This is a genomic window from Staphylococcus sp. HMSC068C09, from assembly GCF_001813735.1.
GTDB lineage: Bacteria > Bacillota > Bacilli > Staphylococcales > Staphylococcaceae > Staphylococcus > Staphylococcus hominis.
The window spans coordinates 32,718-50,292 of the sequence record NZ_KV813764.1; the positions used below are offsets into that span (position 1 = coordinate 32,718).

Sequence of the window (17,575 nt, forward strand, 5' to 3'; positions counted from 1 at the left end):
CAACGCGTGAGTGTACCTGTTATCATTAAAGAAGTAGGATTTGGCATGAGTAAAGAATTACTACAATCTTTAGTAAATATAGGCGTGACGTATGTAGATGTGAGTGGAAAGGGTGGCACTAATTTTGTCACGATAGAAAATGAGCGTCGTTCAAATAAAGACATGGATTACCTTTCAAATTGGGGCCAATCGACTGTAGAATCACTACTTGAAAGTATAAGTTATCAAGATAAACTAAATGTATTTGCAAGTGGTGGATTACGCACACCTTTAGATGCAATTAAAAGTTTAGCTTTAGGTGCAAAAGCTGTTGGCATGTCACGTCCATTTTTAAATCAAGTTGAACATGCTGGTATTACTAGTACCATTGAATATGTAGAATCATTTATAGACCATATGAAATCTATTATGACAATGTTAGATGCTAAAGATATTAATGATTTAAAACAAAGTAAAATTGTGTTTGATAGTAAGTTAATGTCTTGGATAGAACAAAGACATTTAAAAGTTGAACGTGGATAATATTAATCGCTTTTGAAGAAGGATGACCTTTTCAAAAGCGATTTTTTTATTGAATGAGGTGTTACTTCCATGTTTCTTCTGGTAATAGACAATCAGATTTTCTCATTCTAGAGACATATGGATTTCCTTTAACAGTATATCTTAAGTGTTTTTCTGTCCATTCACCTTTATTTGGGATACCTATACGTGCACTTTCTTCAATCTCTCTAGGAAATTTTCTATTCTTTACATCAATAGATAAACGACATTGATTAATTGTTGAACCATCTATTGCTCTAGGAATATTAAATGCTTTAGTCCACTTTCCTGGCCCATTTGTAAGTTCGAAACCAGATTTATTTCGGTTGATTTTCATAGTTTCGATACCATCTTCAGGTTCAACTGCACGTATTAAGACACCTTCTGGGATACCTTCTTCACGTGTTACTAAATTAATAAGCAAATGCGTATGCATAACATGGCCATATATGGTTCCACCACGTTGATATAAAGAAGTGACTTTAGGCGTTTGTTTCCCACCAAATCCATGTGCTGCTTTATCTTTAAAACCTAAATAAGCTTCTGTTTCGACAATATAGCCACTATAAGTTTGTGTTTGATCTTGATAACTAATTTTAACGCCTAATAAAGATTTAGCCGTTTCAATTGTTGGTTTATTTACAAAGTCCAATATAAATACCTCTTTCTTTAAATGAATCATTTGGATGCTTGTCTAAATTTTTTAATAATTTTATTATAGTGGAAAATGTTAGAGTTAGAAAATATTAAATGCATTGATAGAGAATGAAAAAACATTTAATAGATAGCGTTTACATTTTTAAATTTATATAAAACCTATGGAATATTAATTAAAAAAGTGTAACAATATGTATTGATGATAAAGTCAAAGTTTAAAAGTAATAGATGAAATTTAAAGCAGTTTGCTACAATGAAACTAACTTTTCAAAAGTTGGTGAATAAAGAAATGATATATTCAATATTTATTTTTGTATTATCAGGTCTCTGTGAAATTGGTGGAGGCTATCTAATTTGGTTGTGGTTAAGGGAAGGACAATCAAGTTGGTTAGGGTGGATTGGTGGACTAGTGCTTGTCTTATATGGTGTGATTGCTACATTTCAAGTGTTTCCAACCTTTGGACGTGTCTATGCGGCATATGGCGGAGTGTTTATTATAATGAGTATCATATGGTCATTTGTATTTGATAAACAAATTCCAGATAAGTATGATGTCTTAGGTGCTGTTGTATGCATTATTGGCGTATTAATAATGATTTTACCAAATAGAGCCTGATCAAGCGTGTTGAGAGGGAGACGTAAGTAATGATAGTTGAAGTAGAGAAACAAAATCATGGTATAGATTTAATTAAAATAGATAATGACGATACGTATATTGTATTTACAAACTATGGAGCACGAATTGTGTGTTGGAAATATCATGATAATAATATTGTGTTAGGTAATAAAGTAGAAGCGGATGAATTTTACCCTGAAAATCCATATAAATTTGGAGCTACTATTGGACGATATGCAGGACGTATTGAAAATGCTTCTTTTAATTTGAACAATAAATATTATCAATTGGAAGAAAATGAAATGACTAATCAACTTCACGGCGGTAGTAATGGTTTAGACAGACGGTTGTTTGATTATGAAATACAAAATAATATAACAAATATTAAAGTTATATTTAAACTTCAGATACAATCAAAAGAGGATGGTTATCCTGGAGATATGATGATTAAGGTTATACATACATATGATGTTGAACATCGCTGGACGATTGAATATGAAGCAACATCAAATGAAGATACATTATTCAATCCTACAAATCATGTGTACTTTAATCTAAATAGAGATAATAATGTCATTGATAATCACTCTATAATAAGTGAACAATTAAAAATGTATCCTATTGATCAGAACCATCTTATTTCCAGTCAACAGCCTATTGATTTATTAGAACGATTTAATCATCGACCTATTCAATTTCAAGATATTTTTAATTCTGAAGATAAACAAATTAAAGAACAAATATATTTTAATAAAGGTCTCGATCACCCATTTGATATTGGTCATCATCGTCTTATCGTTGAAAATAACGAGTTTGCGTTAGATGTAGAAACAACAATGACTAATATAGTAATTTTTACTTTTAATGATACATCAGAATGGAAGAGTGATTTTAATATTTATAAACCTCATTCAGGTGTAGCGCTAGAAACACAATACTTACCTAATGATATTAATAATGAAGGCAATAAAGCTAAGTCAATTCTAAAAGCTAATGTTCCATTTTATGCGAAGACAATATATCATATTTCAGAAAAATAACTTTATTTTTATTCAGAAACATACCACTATGACATTAAGTGATAGTGGTATGTTTCTATTTATTCATTGCTTTTTCTTTTAATAATTTCAATTTTTCAATACGTTTAGGAGATAAGTAAGGATTATTAATAGCTTTATTTAAACGATCTATATTTTCACGGTCATTATAATAAATATCATTCAAATTTTGAACAGATAAGCGTGTAGGAGATTCAGCAGTTTTAAGGAGTAATAAATGATCTTGTTGCTGCACATAACCTTCTTTTAAAACACGCATATAAAATCCTGTTTTACCTGAGGAAGACATCCGCTTAACTAAATGTTTAATACCATACTTTCTTTGAATCTTCCAGCAAGGTTCACGTATTTCAGAAACTTCTACAATTGCCTCTCCTAATTGATATTGATTTCCAAAATACACATCATTTTCATCAAGGTCAACGAGAGTTAAATTTTCACCAAACATTGCATAATCAGGTAGTATATTAATATCATCTTTATACATTGCATAATTTTTCTTACTAAAACAACAAACAGCTTTGTGTGGACCACCATGGTCCTTATAAGCTTGTTCATCCTCACTGAACCCTGTATAAGATAACCACATTTTTCCAGAAAACATTGTTTTATTTAAAGCAGAATGCATTGGACGTTTTTGATCATAGTTTAAAGTTTCAATTTTACCAGTTGAAATAGCATATACGGGAATCATGTTATGGTCTCCTTTTTTATCATATCTGTTATTTTACTATATTTTTAAAAAGTATAAAAATATCTTTTGATAAATTAAATGAATGTAAAATAGACCTAGGTATTTTAAAAAGGCTAGTGTAAAATAATAAATGAGTATATGAAAAGGAGTTATAGTACCGATGAAGGATGCGAAAGAACTCAAATTAATGACGACAGATGATGCAGTAGCTCAAATCCAAGATAATATGATTCTTGGAATTGGAACAGGAAGTACAATTGAACTATTGATTCCTAAGATTGCAGAGCGTATTCAACAAGATAATTTAAATGTTACAGGTGTATGTACATCTAATAAAAGTGAATTTCTTGCTAAACAATATAATATTAATGTGGTTGATATTAATGATATTACTTATATAGATTTAGCTATTGATGGTGCAGATGAAATTGATTCAGATTTAAACCTTATTAAGGGAGGCGGTGGTGCCTTATTCAGAGAGAAAGTCATTGATGAAATGGCAAGAAAATTTATCGTTTTAGCAGACGAAAGTAAAATGGTAAATTACTTAGGTGAAACCTTCAAATTACCTATTGAAGTTGATAAATTTAACTGGTTACTTGTATCTAAAAAAATTGAAGCATATCATGATATCTCAGTCGAACGAAGAATGAATGAGGATATACCATTTATTACCGATAATGGAAATTATATTTTAGACTGTGAATTAAAAAGTAAGATAGATCCTTATCAATTACATGAATTTTTAATTCATCTCACAGGTGTGCTAGAAACAGGTTATTTTTTAGATATGACAACACAAGCGATTATTGGCACTCAAGAAGGAATTAAAGTAATTAATAAGAAGTAAAAAAGAGAGGAACATGTTTAAGTTCCTCTCCTTTTATTTATTAGATTTATGGATGTCATTGATTTCTTCTTTTACATTATCCACTACAGATGAGCGTCTATCTTCTGTATATTTAGAAGATGATTTTAAATGATGATCATCGTCTTGGACTTCAGATTCATTAGTCTGTGTATGAGTCACATTATTTTCTTGTAACGATTGATGTGACGTTTCTTTTTTATCCAATTCACTATTAGATGTCTTATTTGAATCATCTGTGTCATCATTTACATGGTCTAAATAATTATTAGGTTCTACTTCATCTAATGATTGGTTTGTTGTTTTATATAAGATAAAGCGAATGACTAAACTTAAAAGAATGAAAATAATACCAACAATTGTAGTACTTAAAGCAATGACTTTCATAGAGAATAAGTCGCCAGTTTCTTCGCTAAATAAGAATACTTGAGCAAATGTCATTGCAGCATGGAATAGCATTGCAATATAAATCGTACGACCTTTAGTTGCTCTAATTAATTCACCGACAATCATTGAAAACATAAATGTATATAAGAAGTGATAACCTGCATATTGCATTCCATATGTTGTGTTAATAGTCCAAATAGAATACATTAAACCTACAATGATTGAAGCAAAAAATGTATTGACTTTACTTTCAACAATATTTTGTAAATATGAACGGAATCCAAATTCAGCAAAGAAAGCCATGAAAATATGACCAACAATAATTGTAAATACAGATACTGATAAATCATTGGCTTGTAATAAAATAAAACTATCAGCAAATCTATTGAAACTCATCATTCCAATAATAAAAATAATGAGTGGCAAAATTAATGCAAGTATTATACGTTCAATAACTCTAATATCAATAGAGAAATTCAAACCAGCTAGTTGAGTACGCTTATTTTTAAATGCAATAATACAAATTATTGCAGCAATAAAAGGCGCTAAATTATTAATACTAAACACAAAACGTTTAATACCAATAGATGCTTGAAAGTCTCGCAGGATTAAAGACAATGCCATTGTAACAACAAAAAATACAAAAATTGTTAAAGCCCATTGAAATCCTGAAATACGTTTCGTCTTCATGTATGTAACCTCCATTAGGGTAACCATATATATTCTTTCCTTAATATTATACATATTACAAGGGGATAAATAAATTGTCCATTTTAAATATCATTAAAATGTAATAGTATTGAATTATTTTTAAATTTTTGAAACTAATATTTAATGTCTGAATCATAAATTAAAGAGTGAATAATTTAATAAAAATGGGTATTGATTGTATAAAATATGTTATATGATTAAGGTAACCTTAAATAATTAGGAGGCGTCTAATATTATGTACAGTAAAAGCAATCCAAAATTATGGAAAGGAAGAGTAGATAGTCAAAATGATCCTAAGCAGTTTAAGCATTTTCAGACCGTCACATTTGCTAATTTAGAAAATATAGAAAATCAATTTGATAAAGTTGGTGTAGGTTTGTTAGGCTATGCCGTTGATAAAGGGATTGAACTGAATGAAGGAAGAATTGGTACTAAAAAAGGACCAGACGAAATAAAAAAAGCTTTTGCCCAATTACCGGATTTAAGTGAATGTGAATCTCTTGTTGATTATGGAAATGTAGAATATACAAAAGGTTCTCTAAGTGAAGTTCAAGAAGAAATGGGGCGTTTGGCTGCTCGAGTTATTCAACAGCATCACCAATCTTTTTTTATTGGTGGAGGACATGATATCGCATACGCACAATATCTAGCAACGAGACACATTTATCCTGATGCTTCTATTGGCATTATTAATATCGATTCACATTTCGAGACGCGTGCTGATGTACAATCTAATTCTGGTACAATGTTCAGACAAATTTTAGAAAAAGATGATAATATTGATTACTTAGTTTTAGGTTTATCTCAAGGTAGAAATACACGTTCTTTATATGAATATGCTGAAGAAAAAGGAATTATCTATGTATATGCAGATGAAATTTTAAATGATTTGTCTCCAACCATTAAAGATAAAATCGAACGTTTTATTCATCAGCATGAAACGATTATGTTTACAATTAGTATGGACGCCATCGATAGTGCATTTGCGCCTGGAGTAAGTGAACCTACTGTACTCGGATTGAATCCTCATTCTGTATTTGATATAGGTAAACGCGTCATATTAAGTGAAAAAACGTCTTCTATTAGTATTGCTGAAGTTAATCCAAATTATGATATTGATCATCGTACTGCTCAACTTGCAGCGAATTTTATTCACCATTTTATAGAGTAGTTATTTTAAAAATCGAAGTGAACTTTTAGATAAGAGTAGTCCACCATTCTAAGTAATGGGTATCTACTCTTATTTAGTTATAAGAAAAGTTTGACAATTATGATACTATAGACTATACAACATTTTATTGGACTTAGAGAAAGGGAAGTGACATTGATGACAAGTTTTAACGACGTTGTAAAATGGAGACGCATGTTTCATCAATATCCTGAGTTATCAAAATACGAATATAAAACGACGCAACGTATAAAAGATATATTAACTTCATACAATATTAAAATGATTGACATTCCAATGGAAACGGGTCTAGTAGCAGAAATAGGACAAGGAGAAAAGTGTATCGCTGTTCGTACTGATATTGATGCGTTACCTATTCAGGAGCAAGTTAGTCAAGACTTTACTTCTACTAATGATGGAGTGATGCATGCTTGTGGACATGATATTCACATGGCTAGTATCTTAGCTATTGCTACCAAGTTAAAAGAAGAAGAAGAACAATTAAATGGAAGAGTAAGGTTTTTATTTCAGCCAGCCGAAGAACTTGGATATGGAGCTAAAGTCATGGCTAAAACCAATGCACTAGATGATGTACAAGCGATTATTGGATTTCACAATTCTCCAACATTAGATATTGGAGAATTTGCAATTAAATCAGGTCCTATTACGTCTGCTGTAGATCGTTTTGAATTTAAAATTCATGGCAAAGGAGCTCATGCTGCCAAGCCAGAGCAAGGCAATGACCCTGTAATGGCGTTAGGGCAATTAATTACAAGTTTGCAAACAATTATTAGTCGTAATTTATCTGCCTTTGATAGTGCTGTCATTACAATAGGAGAAGTGTCTTCAGGTAATACTTGGAATGTTATTGCAGATAATGCTTATGTTCAAGGCACGGTACGTTCATTCAAACCTGAAGTACAAGATTATATTGAACAACGTATGCATGATATTGCTAAAGGATTAGAACAATTATTTAATATAGAGATTGAATTAATTTATACACGTTTACCAGGCGCAGTTATTAATGACGTAGAGCTTACAAAACATGCTAAAGAAGCGGCAAAAAAAGTAGGATACACAGTAATTGATTTAGAACATCCATATACAATTGGAGAAGATTTTTCTGGTTTATTAGAGCATCATCCAGGTGTGTTTGCATTTATTGGATCGAATAGCGAATATGATTTACATCATCCAAAATACAATCCAGATGAACGTATTTTAGAAAAAACACCTGATTATTTTATAGAACTGATTTATCAATTATTAGCATAATATTTATTAGAAAATTTTAGAATTATGATTTAATTACTACTTAACGTGGTAAACCAATGTTGAGTAATTAAATAGGAGATGATTTTAATGGGTGCACAAGATCCAAGAACTAAATTTAAAGATTCTGATTATAAAAAACAAGAACAAGAAACACCAGGTTATCAATATAAAATGTCACCTAAACCAGATTGTGGTGAAGAATCATATGAAGGTCATGGTCGTTTACAAGATTATAAAATGTTGGTAACTGGTGGCGATTCAGGTATTGGACGTGCAGCAGCAATTGCTTATGCTAAAGAAGGCGCTGATGTAGTTCTTAACTACTTACCAAGTGAAGAACAAGATGCACAAGAAGTTAAAGAAGTCATCGAAAAAACTGGAAGAAAAGCAGTACTTATCCCTGGAGATGTGAGAAATGAGCAGTTTAACTATGATTTAGTAGAACAAGCTTATAATGAATTAGGTGGCTTAGACAACATTACTCTTGTTGCGGGTCATCAACAGTATCATGATGATATTCATGGATTTACAACTGAACAATTTGCTGAAACATTTGAAACAAATGTGTATCCAATTTTTTGGACTGCTCAAGCAGCAACTAAATATTTAAAACCAGGTGCTTCAATTACAACGACATCTTCAGTACAAGGGTATAAACCAGCTGCAATTTTACATGATTATGCCGCTTCTAAAGCAGCAATTATTTCATTAACAAAAAGTCTTTCTGAAGAATTTGGAGATAAAGGTATTAGAGTGAATAGTGTAGCGCCAGGACCATTTTGGTCACCTTTACAAATCAGTGGTGGACAACCTCAATCAGCAATACCAGAATTTGGCCAAGCTACTCCACTAGGCCGTGCAGGTCAACCTGTTGAATGTGTGGGACCATATGTGTTATTTGCTTCAGAAGATGGTAGTTATTTAACTGGTCAAGTTCATAGCGTTACTGGTGGTATTCAAATCGACTAATTTAGTTAAACGTTAAGTATACTGGCGAGAGATTTTTAGAAATCTCTCGCTTTTTATTTTATAAAGGAGAATTAAAAATGAAAGGGATTAATCCAAATCAATTATCAGATATTCAAAATTATAAATTATTAAGTGGTTCAGTTATACCTAGACCTATTGCGTTTGTAACATCGGAAGATGAAAAAGGTAATTTAAACGGTGCACCATTTAGCTTTTTCAATGTAGTGAATAATAAGCCACCTATGATAGCAATTGCAGCACAAAGAAGTAATGGTAAGCGTAAAGATACTGCTATAAATATTGAAAAAACAAAAGAATTTGTTGTGCATATTACAGATGAATTCAATATTGAAGATATCAATGAGACGGCTGCACCTTTAAAATACGAAGACAATGAATTAGAACGCACATCATTGACTCTTATCAGTTCATCTATTATACAGACGCCTGCTGTGAAAGAAGCTAATATTCGTTTTGAATGTAAATTAGATCAAATGATTCAATTAGGTACTAAAAATGATGGTGCGGATTTAATTATAGGAGAAGTTGTTATGTATCATATAAATGAAGATGTCTATTTTGAGGATAGTAAAATTGATTTTAATCAGCTTAAACCCGTAGCACGTTTAGCGGGAAATAATTATTCTAAACTCGGAGACACATTTACAATTAAACGTCCAGAATCATAATAATATGAATTTTACATGTAATTGTATTGACGATGATATATGAATCTTGTACCTTTAAATATAAATTCAATTAGTATTAAGGAAAGTAGGTTAAATATGGAAGAAGGGAATAAAGGGCATGCATGGGCACTACTACCTCTTGTGCTATTTATTGCATTATTTTTAGGAATAGGAATCGCTACTGGAGATTTTAGTAATATGCCTTTAAATGTTGCGATAACGATTACTGTGATTGTAGCATTAATGATGAATAGAAAAGAAAAATTTTCAAAAAAGATTGAAATATTTACTCAAGGGGCAGGGCATTCAAATATTGTCCTAATGGTTTTCATCTTTATCTTAGCAGGTGCATTTTCAACTACTGCTGAAAAAATGGGTGGTGTCACGTCTACAGTTAATTTAGGACTATCACTCATACCACAAAATTTTATTATTGTAGGATTGTTTATAATTTGTATGTTTGTCTCTATCTCTATGGGAACCTCAGTTGGAACTATTGCAGCACTTGCACCTGTAGGATTTGGATTTTCTCAGGCAACTGATATTTCAGCTATGTTAGCGATGGGAACAGTAGTAGGCGGTGCGATGTTTGGTGATAATTTATCAATGATATCAGATACCACAATAGCAGCAGTACGTACTCAAAAAACAAAAATGAGCGATAAGTTTAAAGTTAATTTTTGGATTGTTTTACCAGGTGCAATTCTAACAATTATCATTTTATTTTTCTTAACAAATGGTGTACATATTGATCATTCTAAGCAATATGATTATAACTTAGTGAAAGTCATTCCTTATATTTTAGTGCTTGTTTTAGCCGTCATTGGTGTGAATGTTATCGTAGTTTTAATTAGTGGTACTATACTTTCTGGAATCATTGGTCTTATTGATGGTTCTTTCAATTGGAAAGGTTTATTAACTGCTATATCAAAAGGAATTATTGGAATGGAAGATATTGCAATTATAGCTTTACTTATTGGTGGGCTTGTTGGTCTTATTCAACATAATGGCGGTGTAGAATGGTTGCTTAATTTTGTGAAATCGAAAGTGAAATCGAAACGTGGTGCTGAATTTGGTATCGCTAGTCTTGTGAGTGTAGCGGATATCGCTACAGCAAATAACACAATTTCAATTATTATGTCAGGACCATTGGCTAAAAATATTGCCGACGAGTATGAAGTAGATCCTCGTAAATCAGCAAGTCTTCTTGATATTTTTGCTGGATGTTTTCAAGGTCTGTTACCCTATAGCCCTCAACTTATTGCAGCAGCGGGTGTTGCTGGAATATCTCCTTTTAGTATGTTGCCATATTGTATTTATTCAATTTTATTAGGCATTTGTGGAATTCTAGCAATTGTATTTAGATTTCCACGTCTTAAGACGAAATAAATGATATATAACAAGTTAAAATCATCTAAATTTATATTTTTTTTAATTTCTGATAGTTGAAATTTTGGTAGTATTTATAAATGCGTTAAAATATAACTAAGAGTGAAAGTAGGTGAGATGAGTGGCAAAATATAATGTAGAAAATGAACAAGTTGAGATTCATATTGAGCGTTTATTTAAATATTCTCCAGAATTGGTTTATAGTGCTTGGACAGATATAAACTTATTAAAGCAATGGTTTATGACCTCCCAACGAACAAATAAATTATTTGATGCAGATATTCATGAAGGTGGACAATATCGAATAGTAGATGCTCGTAATGGTAAACAAAATGTAATTCAAGGTAAATATGAAGAATTAGTATCCGATGAATACATCAAAATGACTATTGGAATGCCAGAATTAAGCGATAGTCAAGATGTTATTGAAGTAGAATTTGAAGAGCGTGAATCAGGCGGTACGCAAATGTTCTTTTACTATCAATCTATAGTAGAAAAAGAACGTCGTTTAACGGCTTTAGAATATAAACATAAAAAGAAAGAATATCATGATTCTACTGCACATGGTTTAGAATTAATGTTTGATCGAATGAATGAAGTTTTAGATCAATATGTAGAGGACAATGATATGTTACTTTAATTAAAATGAAAAGACCTATTGAGTAAAAGTCAGTTATTACTTAATAGGTCTTTTTATTTATTGTAATTCACCGTTTTCTTTTCGCTCATTATATTTTCTTAGTAGCGTTTCAAAAAAGATATGATAATTAATAAAGCTAGAATAATCTATATCATTGTATAAATAAAATGTATGGCTAGAAACGTAAACATTATAATTTGCCTTTTGTGCTAATGTATTGTCTTTCATGGTTGTAACAGAAATAAAATAACGTTGGCGCAATTGAAGTAAATTAGTAATCTCAGTTAATTGGTGAGTTTCTCCAGATAAAGAAATCACAAAAAATAAGTCATCTTCATTAGAGTAGTTAAGTACCATTTTAATCTCATGTTCATCATGCAATACAATTACATTTTTATGCATAGTTAATAAGATACGTTGTGCTTCTTCAGCTACATTTTTCTGAGCTCGTCCAGTACCATATAAGTATACATTGGTAGCTTTATCAATTTTTTCAGTAATAAGGTTAAAATTTACTCTTTCTAGGTAAGTAAATGTTGTTTCAATTTCTTGTTTAAATTGTTTGATTGAATCGGTAGGAACTTCATGTAAAGATTGACTTTCAAATTTTAAATAAGATTTAAAATCACTATAGCCATCAAAGCCTAATTTACGTGTGAAACGATGAATAGTTGCGTTTGATGCATGTGTATATTGTGATAGTTCTTGTATTTTTAAAGTTTTACATTGTTCTATATGTGTATTAACAAAATGAGCTATATGAAGATCATTGTCATTTAATTTATCAAAGTTAGCATTAACTCTCTCATCTAATAACATATAAACACCTCAAGTTATAATATTGAAAATTTTTTCATCTATAGAAAATATAAACTGATTATACAAAAATATTTCAAAATGAGTCAATATCATTGTACATATGAAAGCGTTTACTATAATAGAGTTAAGATAAGATATTAAGAAAGCGCTTAAAAAAGTGCAATATCATATGATTAACTATGATATTTAGATTTGGGGGTCAGCATATGAACGCAATAAAACGTTTTGGGAGCGCAATGATAGTTCCAGTATTAATGTTTGCATTCTTCGGGATTATATTGGGGTTTGCAACACTATTTAAAAACCCAACAATAATGGGTGGTTTGGCAGACAGTCACACATTTTGGTTTAAATTTTGGTCAGTCATTGAATCTGGTGGTTGGGTTATCTTTAATCACATGGAAATTGTATTTGTAGTAGGTTTACCAATTTCACTTGCTAAAAAAGCACCAGGTCACGCAGCATTAGCAGCTTTAATGGGTTACTTAATGTTTAATACATTTATCAATACCATTTTAACGCAATGGCCACATACGTTTGGTGCAAACTTACAAAAAGGTGTTGAAAATGTTACGGGTTTAAAAGCAATTGCAGGTATTCCAACATTAGATACTAATATTTTAGGTGGTATCATTATTTCAGCTATTGTAACTTGGATACATAATAGATATTACAGTAAGAAATTACCTGAAATGCTTGGTGTTTTCCAAGGTTTAACATTTGTAGTCACTATTTCATTCTTTGTTATGTTACCTGTAGCAGCCATTACATGTGTAGTGTGGCCAACGATTCAAAGCGGAATTGAATCATTACAACACTTCATTATTGCTTCTGGTTATATAGGCGTATGGTTATACCATTTCTTAGAACGTGTATTAATACCTACTGGACTTCACCATTTTGTTTATGCACCAATTGAAGTAGGTCCAGTTGTAGCAAAAGATGGTTTAAAAGCAGAATGGTTTAGACATTTAAATCAATTTGCCGAAAGTAGCAAACCATTAAAAGATCAATTCCATTATGGTTTCATGCTTCAAGGTAATGGTAAAGTATTTGGCGCAATTGGTATTGCTTTAGCAATGTATTCTACAACACCTAAAGAAAATCGTAAAAAAGTAGCTGCATTATTGATACCTGCTACATTAACTGCTGTTGTAGTTGGTATTACAGAACCATTAGAATTTACATTTTTATTTATTGCACCATTCTTATTTGTTATTCATGCATTATTAGCTGCAACAATGGATACAATCATGTATGGTTTTGGAGTAGTTGGTAATATGGGTGGAGGACTACTTGACTTTATTGCAACAAACTGGATTCCACTTGGACAAAATCACTGGATGACTTATGTAGCTCAAGTTATTATTGGTTTAATTTTCTCAGCAATTTACTTCTTTGTATTTAGATATCTTATTTTAAAATTTGATATTCCATTACCAGGACGTCGTGCTGAAGAAGAAGTGAAACTATTTTCTAAAAAAGATTATAAAGAGAAAAAAGGTGAAGATAGTACAGACACTTCAGGTTTTGAGCCTAGTAATGAATATGAAGAAAAAGCATATTATTATTTAGAAGGTTTAGGTGGAAAAGAAAATATTAAAGATGTGACAAATTGTACAACACGTTTACGCTTAACTGTTAATGACGAATCAAAAGTAGAAGATACTGCATATTTTACACATCAACAAATGTCACATGGACTTGTAAAAAGTGGTAAGAATGTACAAGTAGTTGTAGGGATGACCGTACCACAAGTACGAGAAGCATTTGAACACTTAGTATTTGATGAAAATGACAAAAAATAAGATACTAAAAGGGTCGAAACATTTTGTTTCGACCCTTTAACTATTCTAAGAAATACGTGCATTATGTAATGCGCGAGCTTTATATGTGGCTGATAAAATATCAATATTTCGACAAGCAATAAACTGAATGAGTTTCGAGAATATTTCTGGTTTACAACATACGCTAGCATAATTATTGTTTAATGTATAAGTTAAATCATATTGATTAGAGAAATATGTCATTATATCAATAACTTTATCTTTAATAAAAGCATCTTGTAATCCATCTATACATAAATTAAAGCGTTTAGAAGAAGAATAATATTGTCCAGAATCCAATAAGATGTGTGTATTTCTAGAAGAAAGAATTTGGTAAATAGAAATTTGGTAAAAACTTAAAAAACTAATGAAATAGGGTAATTGTTGTTTAGGCAAGCTGATTTCAAGGGCTGGAGTATTGTTATATTTAATAATGTTGTATTGAAATGATTCGCAAAATTGAACATTTCTGCAAATTTTCATTAATTGTCTTTTAGTCGATCTTGATTGCAAACCTACAATATTTAGAATGTAAGTTTCAAATTTATCTATCCACATGCAAGAACCTCCCAATTCTTAATAATATGTAGTCTTCATGTCATTATCATTCTTAAAATGAAACACGTCGTTCCCATATACAGTCTGATTGTATCACTCTTTATTATGATTATCACTACGACTTTTGAATGAATTTTAATTTAATATTTTTGTAATATATTCGTAACTCTATTTAAAAAAGAAAAAATAAAGACATACATATTTTAAATATTCTGAAAATTCATTGTTTTACTTTTTCTCCTGTGATACTCTTATTTCATTATTTAAAATAAGAGGGTGACATCATGTTAAGTAAAGTAAGTGAATTTGCAACTAAGACATTTTTATTATGGATGTTTATTGCTGCTATTATAGGTTTTATATTTCCAACTCAACTAGCGACGATGGGTCAATTCGTCCCATGGCTATTAGGAATTGTGATGTTAGGCATGGGAATGACAATTAAACCTAGTGACTTTAAATTAGTTTTTAAAGAGCCGAGGTCTGTTATTATCGGAGTGATCTTACAATTCACTATTATGCCTACCTTGGCCTATACTATTGCTAAAATATTTAATTTACCAGCTGAGTTAGCAATTGGAGTGATTTTAGTTGGATGTTGTCCTGGCGGAACATCAAGTAATGTCATGAGTTATCTAGCTAATGCTAATGTCGCGTTATCTGTAGCGATTACAAGTGTATCTACTTTATTAGCACCATTTGTAACACCGGCTTTAATTTATTTATTTGCTCATGAGTGGTTACATGTATCATTTTTAAGTATGTTATGGTCGGTCATTCAAGTTGTTTTATTACCAATAATCATAGGATTCCTTTTACAACTTGCTTCCAAAAAAGTAACTCGGGAAGCTACTAAAATTTTACCAATTATTTCTGTAGTAGCGATTTCATTGATTTTAGCGGCTGTTGTTGGAGGGAGTAAATCACAAATTCTTAAAACTGGATTCCTTATTTTTATTGTAGTCATTTTACATAATGTAGTGGGCTATTTATTAGGTTATGTTTTAGCGCATGTATTCAAACTTGATAGAAGAGACAAAAAGGCCGTTTCTATTGAAGTTGGAATGCAAAATTCAGGTTTAGCTGTGTCTTTGGCAACTGTACATTTTAGTCCACTAGCAGCAGTGCCAGGAGCTGTATTCAGTTTTGTTCATAATATTTCTGGACCTATTCTTGCCAAATATTGGTCTAAACGTTAATGTAATATGTTAAACTTACCTATAATATTAAGTTTAAAGGAGAAATATCATGTATAAAGCAATAGTATTCGATTTTGATGGTACAATTGTCGATACTGAACAACATTTATTTAATATTATTAATAAGCATTTAATTAGTCATAAAGCAACACCAATTACACTCGATTTTTACCGTGAAAATATTGGTGGAGAAGCAAAGGATTTACACGAATATTTGGAACAGACGATTGGAAAAGATAATAAAGAAATTATTTATAAAGAACATCATCAAACAAGTAATCAATTAGAAATTAATCCTACGATTAAACAATTAATGAAATACTTGAAGCAACGTCATATTCCTATGGCAATTGCGACAAGTAGTTATAAAAAGGATATTTTTCCAGTATTTAAGAGTTTAGGTTTAGATGAATATATAAATATTATTGTTGGGAGAGAAAGTGTAGAATATGTAAAACCAGAGCCAGAACTTTATTTGACTGCTGTTCAGCAACTTAATTATTCTCCAACTCATTGTTTAGCTATTGAAGACTCTGTAAATGGTGCTACAGCTGCTTTTCGCGCTGGATTAGATGTTATAGTAAATACAAATGATATGACTCAAAAACAAGATTTCTCAACTATTCCATATATTGGTAAAGATTTAAATGGCGAAGAAATTATAAATCGTTTTTTTGAAAAGGGTCATGTGTGAATGACATGTCGTGGCAATTAATCATCTTCTTTTTAGCTGGACCCATTATTATCGGAATAGGAAATCTTGTTTTAGGTCCAATATTTAATAAACGTATTCCTTTTAGAGTTCGTATACGTTCATTCATGATAGGATCAATGATATATCTTATACTTGCTTTTATAGCGTATTTCTTTTTGTTACAAGGCAAATTATAAAGTGATTGACCAATATAAGAATAAAAAAGGAACCTTTTTCTAAGGTTCCTTTTTTATTAAATAATTATTTTTAGAATAATTGTAAAGACTAATAAAACAATTAAAATCGCATCAATACCTACCATTACGGTAAATCTAGTGCTTTTAGATCCTTGAGATTTAGCTTGTTTCATTGCATTATAATTTGGTATGAGACTTAAAAATAATAAAACAATAATTAATATTATACCAATAGTGACTGACATATATATTTATTCTCCTTTTCTTTTTTCAATCCATTCCCATATAAATCCCGCAATAATACCTACACAGATTCCTGTTAAAACACCGAACTTTGGAGAAGATAATAATGTTCCTATAATTAAAAAGATTATAACAGCGATAGATAAAGTAATACTAAATTTTATTTTACGTTGATCAGAATTAAAGATTGAAAATACAATTAAGTATAGTAAGAAAAATACTAAAGTTGCTAAAAGCGTTCGTAGTATAAGCAAACTTACCATGTGTTGTTGTTCACTAAAAAAGTTCAGTAAAAAGAACACAATAGCAAAAATAATAGATACCTTCATATCCTTTTTTAATAAATGCTGCATAAGGTTAAACTCCTTTAAGTCT

General features: G+C 30.7%; 20 protein-coding genes and 1 pseudogene. 14 read left to right on the plus strand and 7 right to left on the minus strand.

Annotation, left to right across the window (positions count from 1 at the left end; genetic code table 11):
- On the plus strand, positions 1-522 hold a 522-nt coding region (locus HMPREF2930_RS11785; protein ID WP_256278347.1), incomplete at its 5' end, for an alpha-hydroxy-acid oxidizing protein.
- Positions 523-583: 61 nt separating this feature from the next.
- Here the strand turns inward: HMPREF2930_RS11785 and HMPREF2930_RS07630 are convergent.
- The gene (locus HMPREF2930_RS07630) at positions 584-1,192 is read right to left on the minus strand and encodes a DNA-3-methyladenine glycosylase (RefSeq protein WP_017174913.1); all 609 of its coding nucleotides are present in this window, start codon (positions 1,190-1,192) and stop codon (positions 584-586) included.
- A 294-nt stretch (positions 1,193-1,486) separates the two neighbouring features.
- Here HMPREF2930_RS07630 and HMPREF2930_RS07635 point away from each other — a divergent pair, with 294 nt between their 5' ends.
- Positions 1,487-1,813 (plus strand): YnfA family protein, encoded by a 327-nt coding sequence (locus HMPREF2930_RS07635; protein ID WP_017174912.1) that lies wholly within the window; start codon positions 1,487-1,489, stop codon positions 1,811-1,813.
- Between the two features lie 29 nt (positions 1,814-1,842).
- Positions 1,843-2,853 carry an aldose epimerase family protein gene (locus HMPREF2930_RS07640; protein ID WP_017174911.1) on the plus strand — a complete coding sequence of 337 codons (1,011 nt, stop codon included), beginning with the start codon at positions 1,843-1,845 and terminating at the stop codon, positions 2,851-2,853.
- Between the two features lie 55 nt (positions 2,854-2,908).
- Here HMPREF2930_RS07640 and HMPREF2930_RS07645 read toward each other — a convergent pair whose 3' ends face one another.
- A complete protein-coding gene (locus HMPREF2930_RS07645; RefSeq protein WP_017174910.1) occupies positions 2,909-3,565 on the minus strand; it encodes an MOSC domain-containing protein in 657 nt (218 codons plus the stop codon).
- A 160-nt stretch (positions 3,566-3,725) separates the two neighbouring features.
- On the opposite strand from HMPREF2930_RS07645, the gene HMPREF2930_RS07650 reads away from it, so the two are divergent.
- Complete coding sequence (locus tag HMPREF2930_RS07650; protein ID WP_017174909.1) at positions 3,726-4,415, plus strand: ribose 5-phosphate isomerase A; 690 nt, start codon at positions 3,726-3,728, stop codon at positions 4,413-4,415.
- Positions 4,416-4,681: 266 nt separating this feature from the next.
- Here HMPREF2930_RS07650 and HMPREF2930_RS07655 read toward each other — a convergent pair.
- A pseudogene (locus HMPREF2930_RS07655) lies at positions 4,682-5,510 on the minus strand (lysostaphin resistance A-like protein); the annotation flags it as partial.
- 256 nt (positions 5,511-5,766) lie between these two features.
- On the opposite strand from HMPREF2930_RS07655, the gene hutG reads away from it, so the two are divergent.
- The 6 genes from hutG to HMPREF2930_RS07685 all read left to right on the plus strand — a co-directional run bounded on the left by hutG (position 5,767) and on the right by HMPREF2930_RS07685 (position 11,664).
- Positions 5,767-6,702: a formimidoylglutamase gene (gene hutG, locus HMPREF2930_RS07660; protein ID WP_017174907.1), complete on the plus strand. Its 936-nt coding sequence runs from the start codon at positions 5,767-5,769 to the stop codon at positions 6,700-6,702.
- 156 nt (positions 6,703-6,858) lie between these two features.
- Positions 6,859-7,977: an amidohydrolase gene (locus HMPREF2930_RS07665; protein WP_017174906.1), complete on the plus strand. Its 1,119-nt coding sequence runs from the start codon at positions 6,859-6,861 to the stop codon at positions 7,975-7,977.
- Positions 7,978-8,064: 87 nt separating this feature from the next.
- Complete coding sequence (locus tag HMPREF2930_RS07670; protein WP_017174905.1) at positions 8,065-8,946, plus strand: SDR family oxidoreductase; 882 nt, start codon at positions 8,065-8,067, stop codon at positions 8,944-8,946.
- A 77-nt stretch (positions 8,947-9,023) separates the two neighbouring features.
- Positions 9,024-9,635: a flavin reductase family protein gene (locus tag HMPREF2930_RS07675; RefSeq protein WP_017174904.1), complete on the plus strand. Its 612-nt coding sequence runs from the start codon at positions 9,024-9,026 to the stop codon at positions 9,633-9,635.
- Positions 9,636-9,731: 96 nt separating this feature from the next.
- Positions 9,732-11,024: a Na+/H+ antiporter NhaC family protein gene (locus HMPREF2930_RS07680; RefSeq protein ID WP_017174903.1), complete on the plus strand. Its 1,293-nt coding sequence runs from the start codon at positions 9,732-9,734 to the stop codon at positions 11,022-11,024.
- 121 nt (positions 11,025-11,145) lie between these two features.
- Positions 11,146-11,664 (plus strand): SRPBCC family protein, encoded by a 519-nt coding sequence (locus HMPREF2930_RS07685; protein ID WP_002448616.1) that lies wholly within the window; start codon positions 11,146-11,148, stop codon positions 11,662-11,664.
- Positions 11,665-11,721: 57 nt separating this feature from the next.
- Here HMPREF2930_RS07685 and HMPREF2930_RS07690 read toward each other — a convergent pair whose 3' ends face one another.
- Positions 11,722-12,483: a MurR/RpiR family transcriptional regulator gene (locus tag HMPREF2930_RS07690; protein WP_017174902.1), complete on the minus strand. Its 762-nt coding sequence runs from the start codon at positions 12,481-12,483 to the stop codon at positions 11,722-11,724.
- A 206-nt stretch (positions 12,484-12,689) separates the two neighbouring features.
- Here HMPREF2930_RS07690 and HMPREF2930_RS07695 point away from each other — a divergent pair, with 206 nt between their 5' ends.
- Positions 12,690-14,291, plus strand: a complete 1,602-nt coding sequence (locus HMPREF2930_RS07695; protein ID WP_017174901.1) for an alpha-glucoside-specific PTS transporter subunit IIBC — start codon at positions 12,690-12,692, stop codon at positions 14,289-14,291.
- Between the two features lie 45 nt (positions 14,292-14,336).
- On the opposite strand, the gene HMPREF2930_RS07700 is transcribed toward HMPREF2930_RS07695, so the two are convergent.
- Positions 14,337-14,867: a hypothetical protein gene (locus HMPREF2930_RS07700; protein ID WP_017174900.1), complete on the minus strand. Its 531-nt coding sequence runs from the start codon at positions 14,865-14,867 to the stop codon at positions 14,337-14,339.
- A gap of 284 nt (positions 14,868-15,151) precedes the next feature.
- On the opposite strand from HMPREF2930_RS07700, the gene HMPREF2930_RS07705 reads away from it, so the two are divergent.
- Genes HMPREF2930_RS07705 through HMPREF2930_RS11275 form a run of 3 tightly spaced genes read left to right on the plus strand, consistent with a single transcriptional unit; the run spans position 15,152 to position 16,957 of the window.
- Complete coding sequence (locus HMPREF2930_RS07705) at positions 15,152-16,066, plus strand: bile acid:sodium symporter family protein (protein ID WP_017174899.1); 915 nt, start codon at positions 15,152-15,154, stop codon at positions 16,064-16,066.
- 49 nt (positions 16,067-16,115) lie between these two features.
- Positions 16,116-16,760 (plus strand): HAD-IA family hydrolase, encoded by a 645-nt coding sequence (locus HMPREF2930_RS07710; RefSeq protein ID WP_017174898.1) that lies wholly within the window; start codon positions 16,116-16,118, stop codon positions 16,758-16,760.
- 5 nt (positions 16,761-16,765) lie between these two features.
- A complete protein-coding gene (locus tag HMPREF2930_RS11275) occupies positions 16,766-16,957 on the plus strand; it encodes a hypothetical protein (protein WP_071560670.1) in 192 nt (63 codons plus the stop codon).
- Positions 16,958-17,013: 56 nt separating this feature from the next.
- Here the strand turns inward: HMPREF2930_RS11275 and HMPREF2930_RS07715 are convergent, their stop codons facing one another.
- Positions 17,014-17,202: a hypothetical protein gene (locus HMPREF2930_RS07715; protein WP_002448560.1), complete on the minus strand. Its 189-nt coding sequence runs from the start codon at positions 17,200-17,202 to the stop codon at positions 17,014-17,016.
- 6 nt (positions 17,203-17,208) lie between these two features.
- Entirely contained in the window at positions 17,209-17,553 is a 345-nt protein-coding gene (locus HMPREF2930_RS07720; RefSeq protein WP_017174897.1) for a hypothetical protein, read from the minus strand.
- Positions 17,554-17,575: the final 22 nt, after the last annotated feature.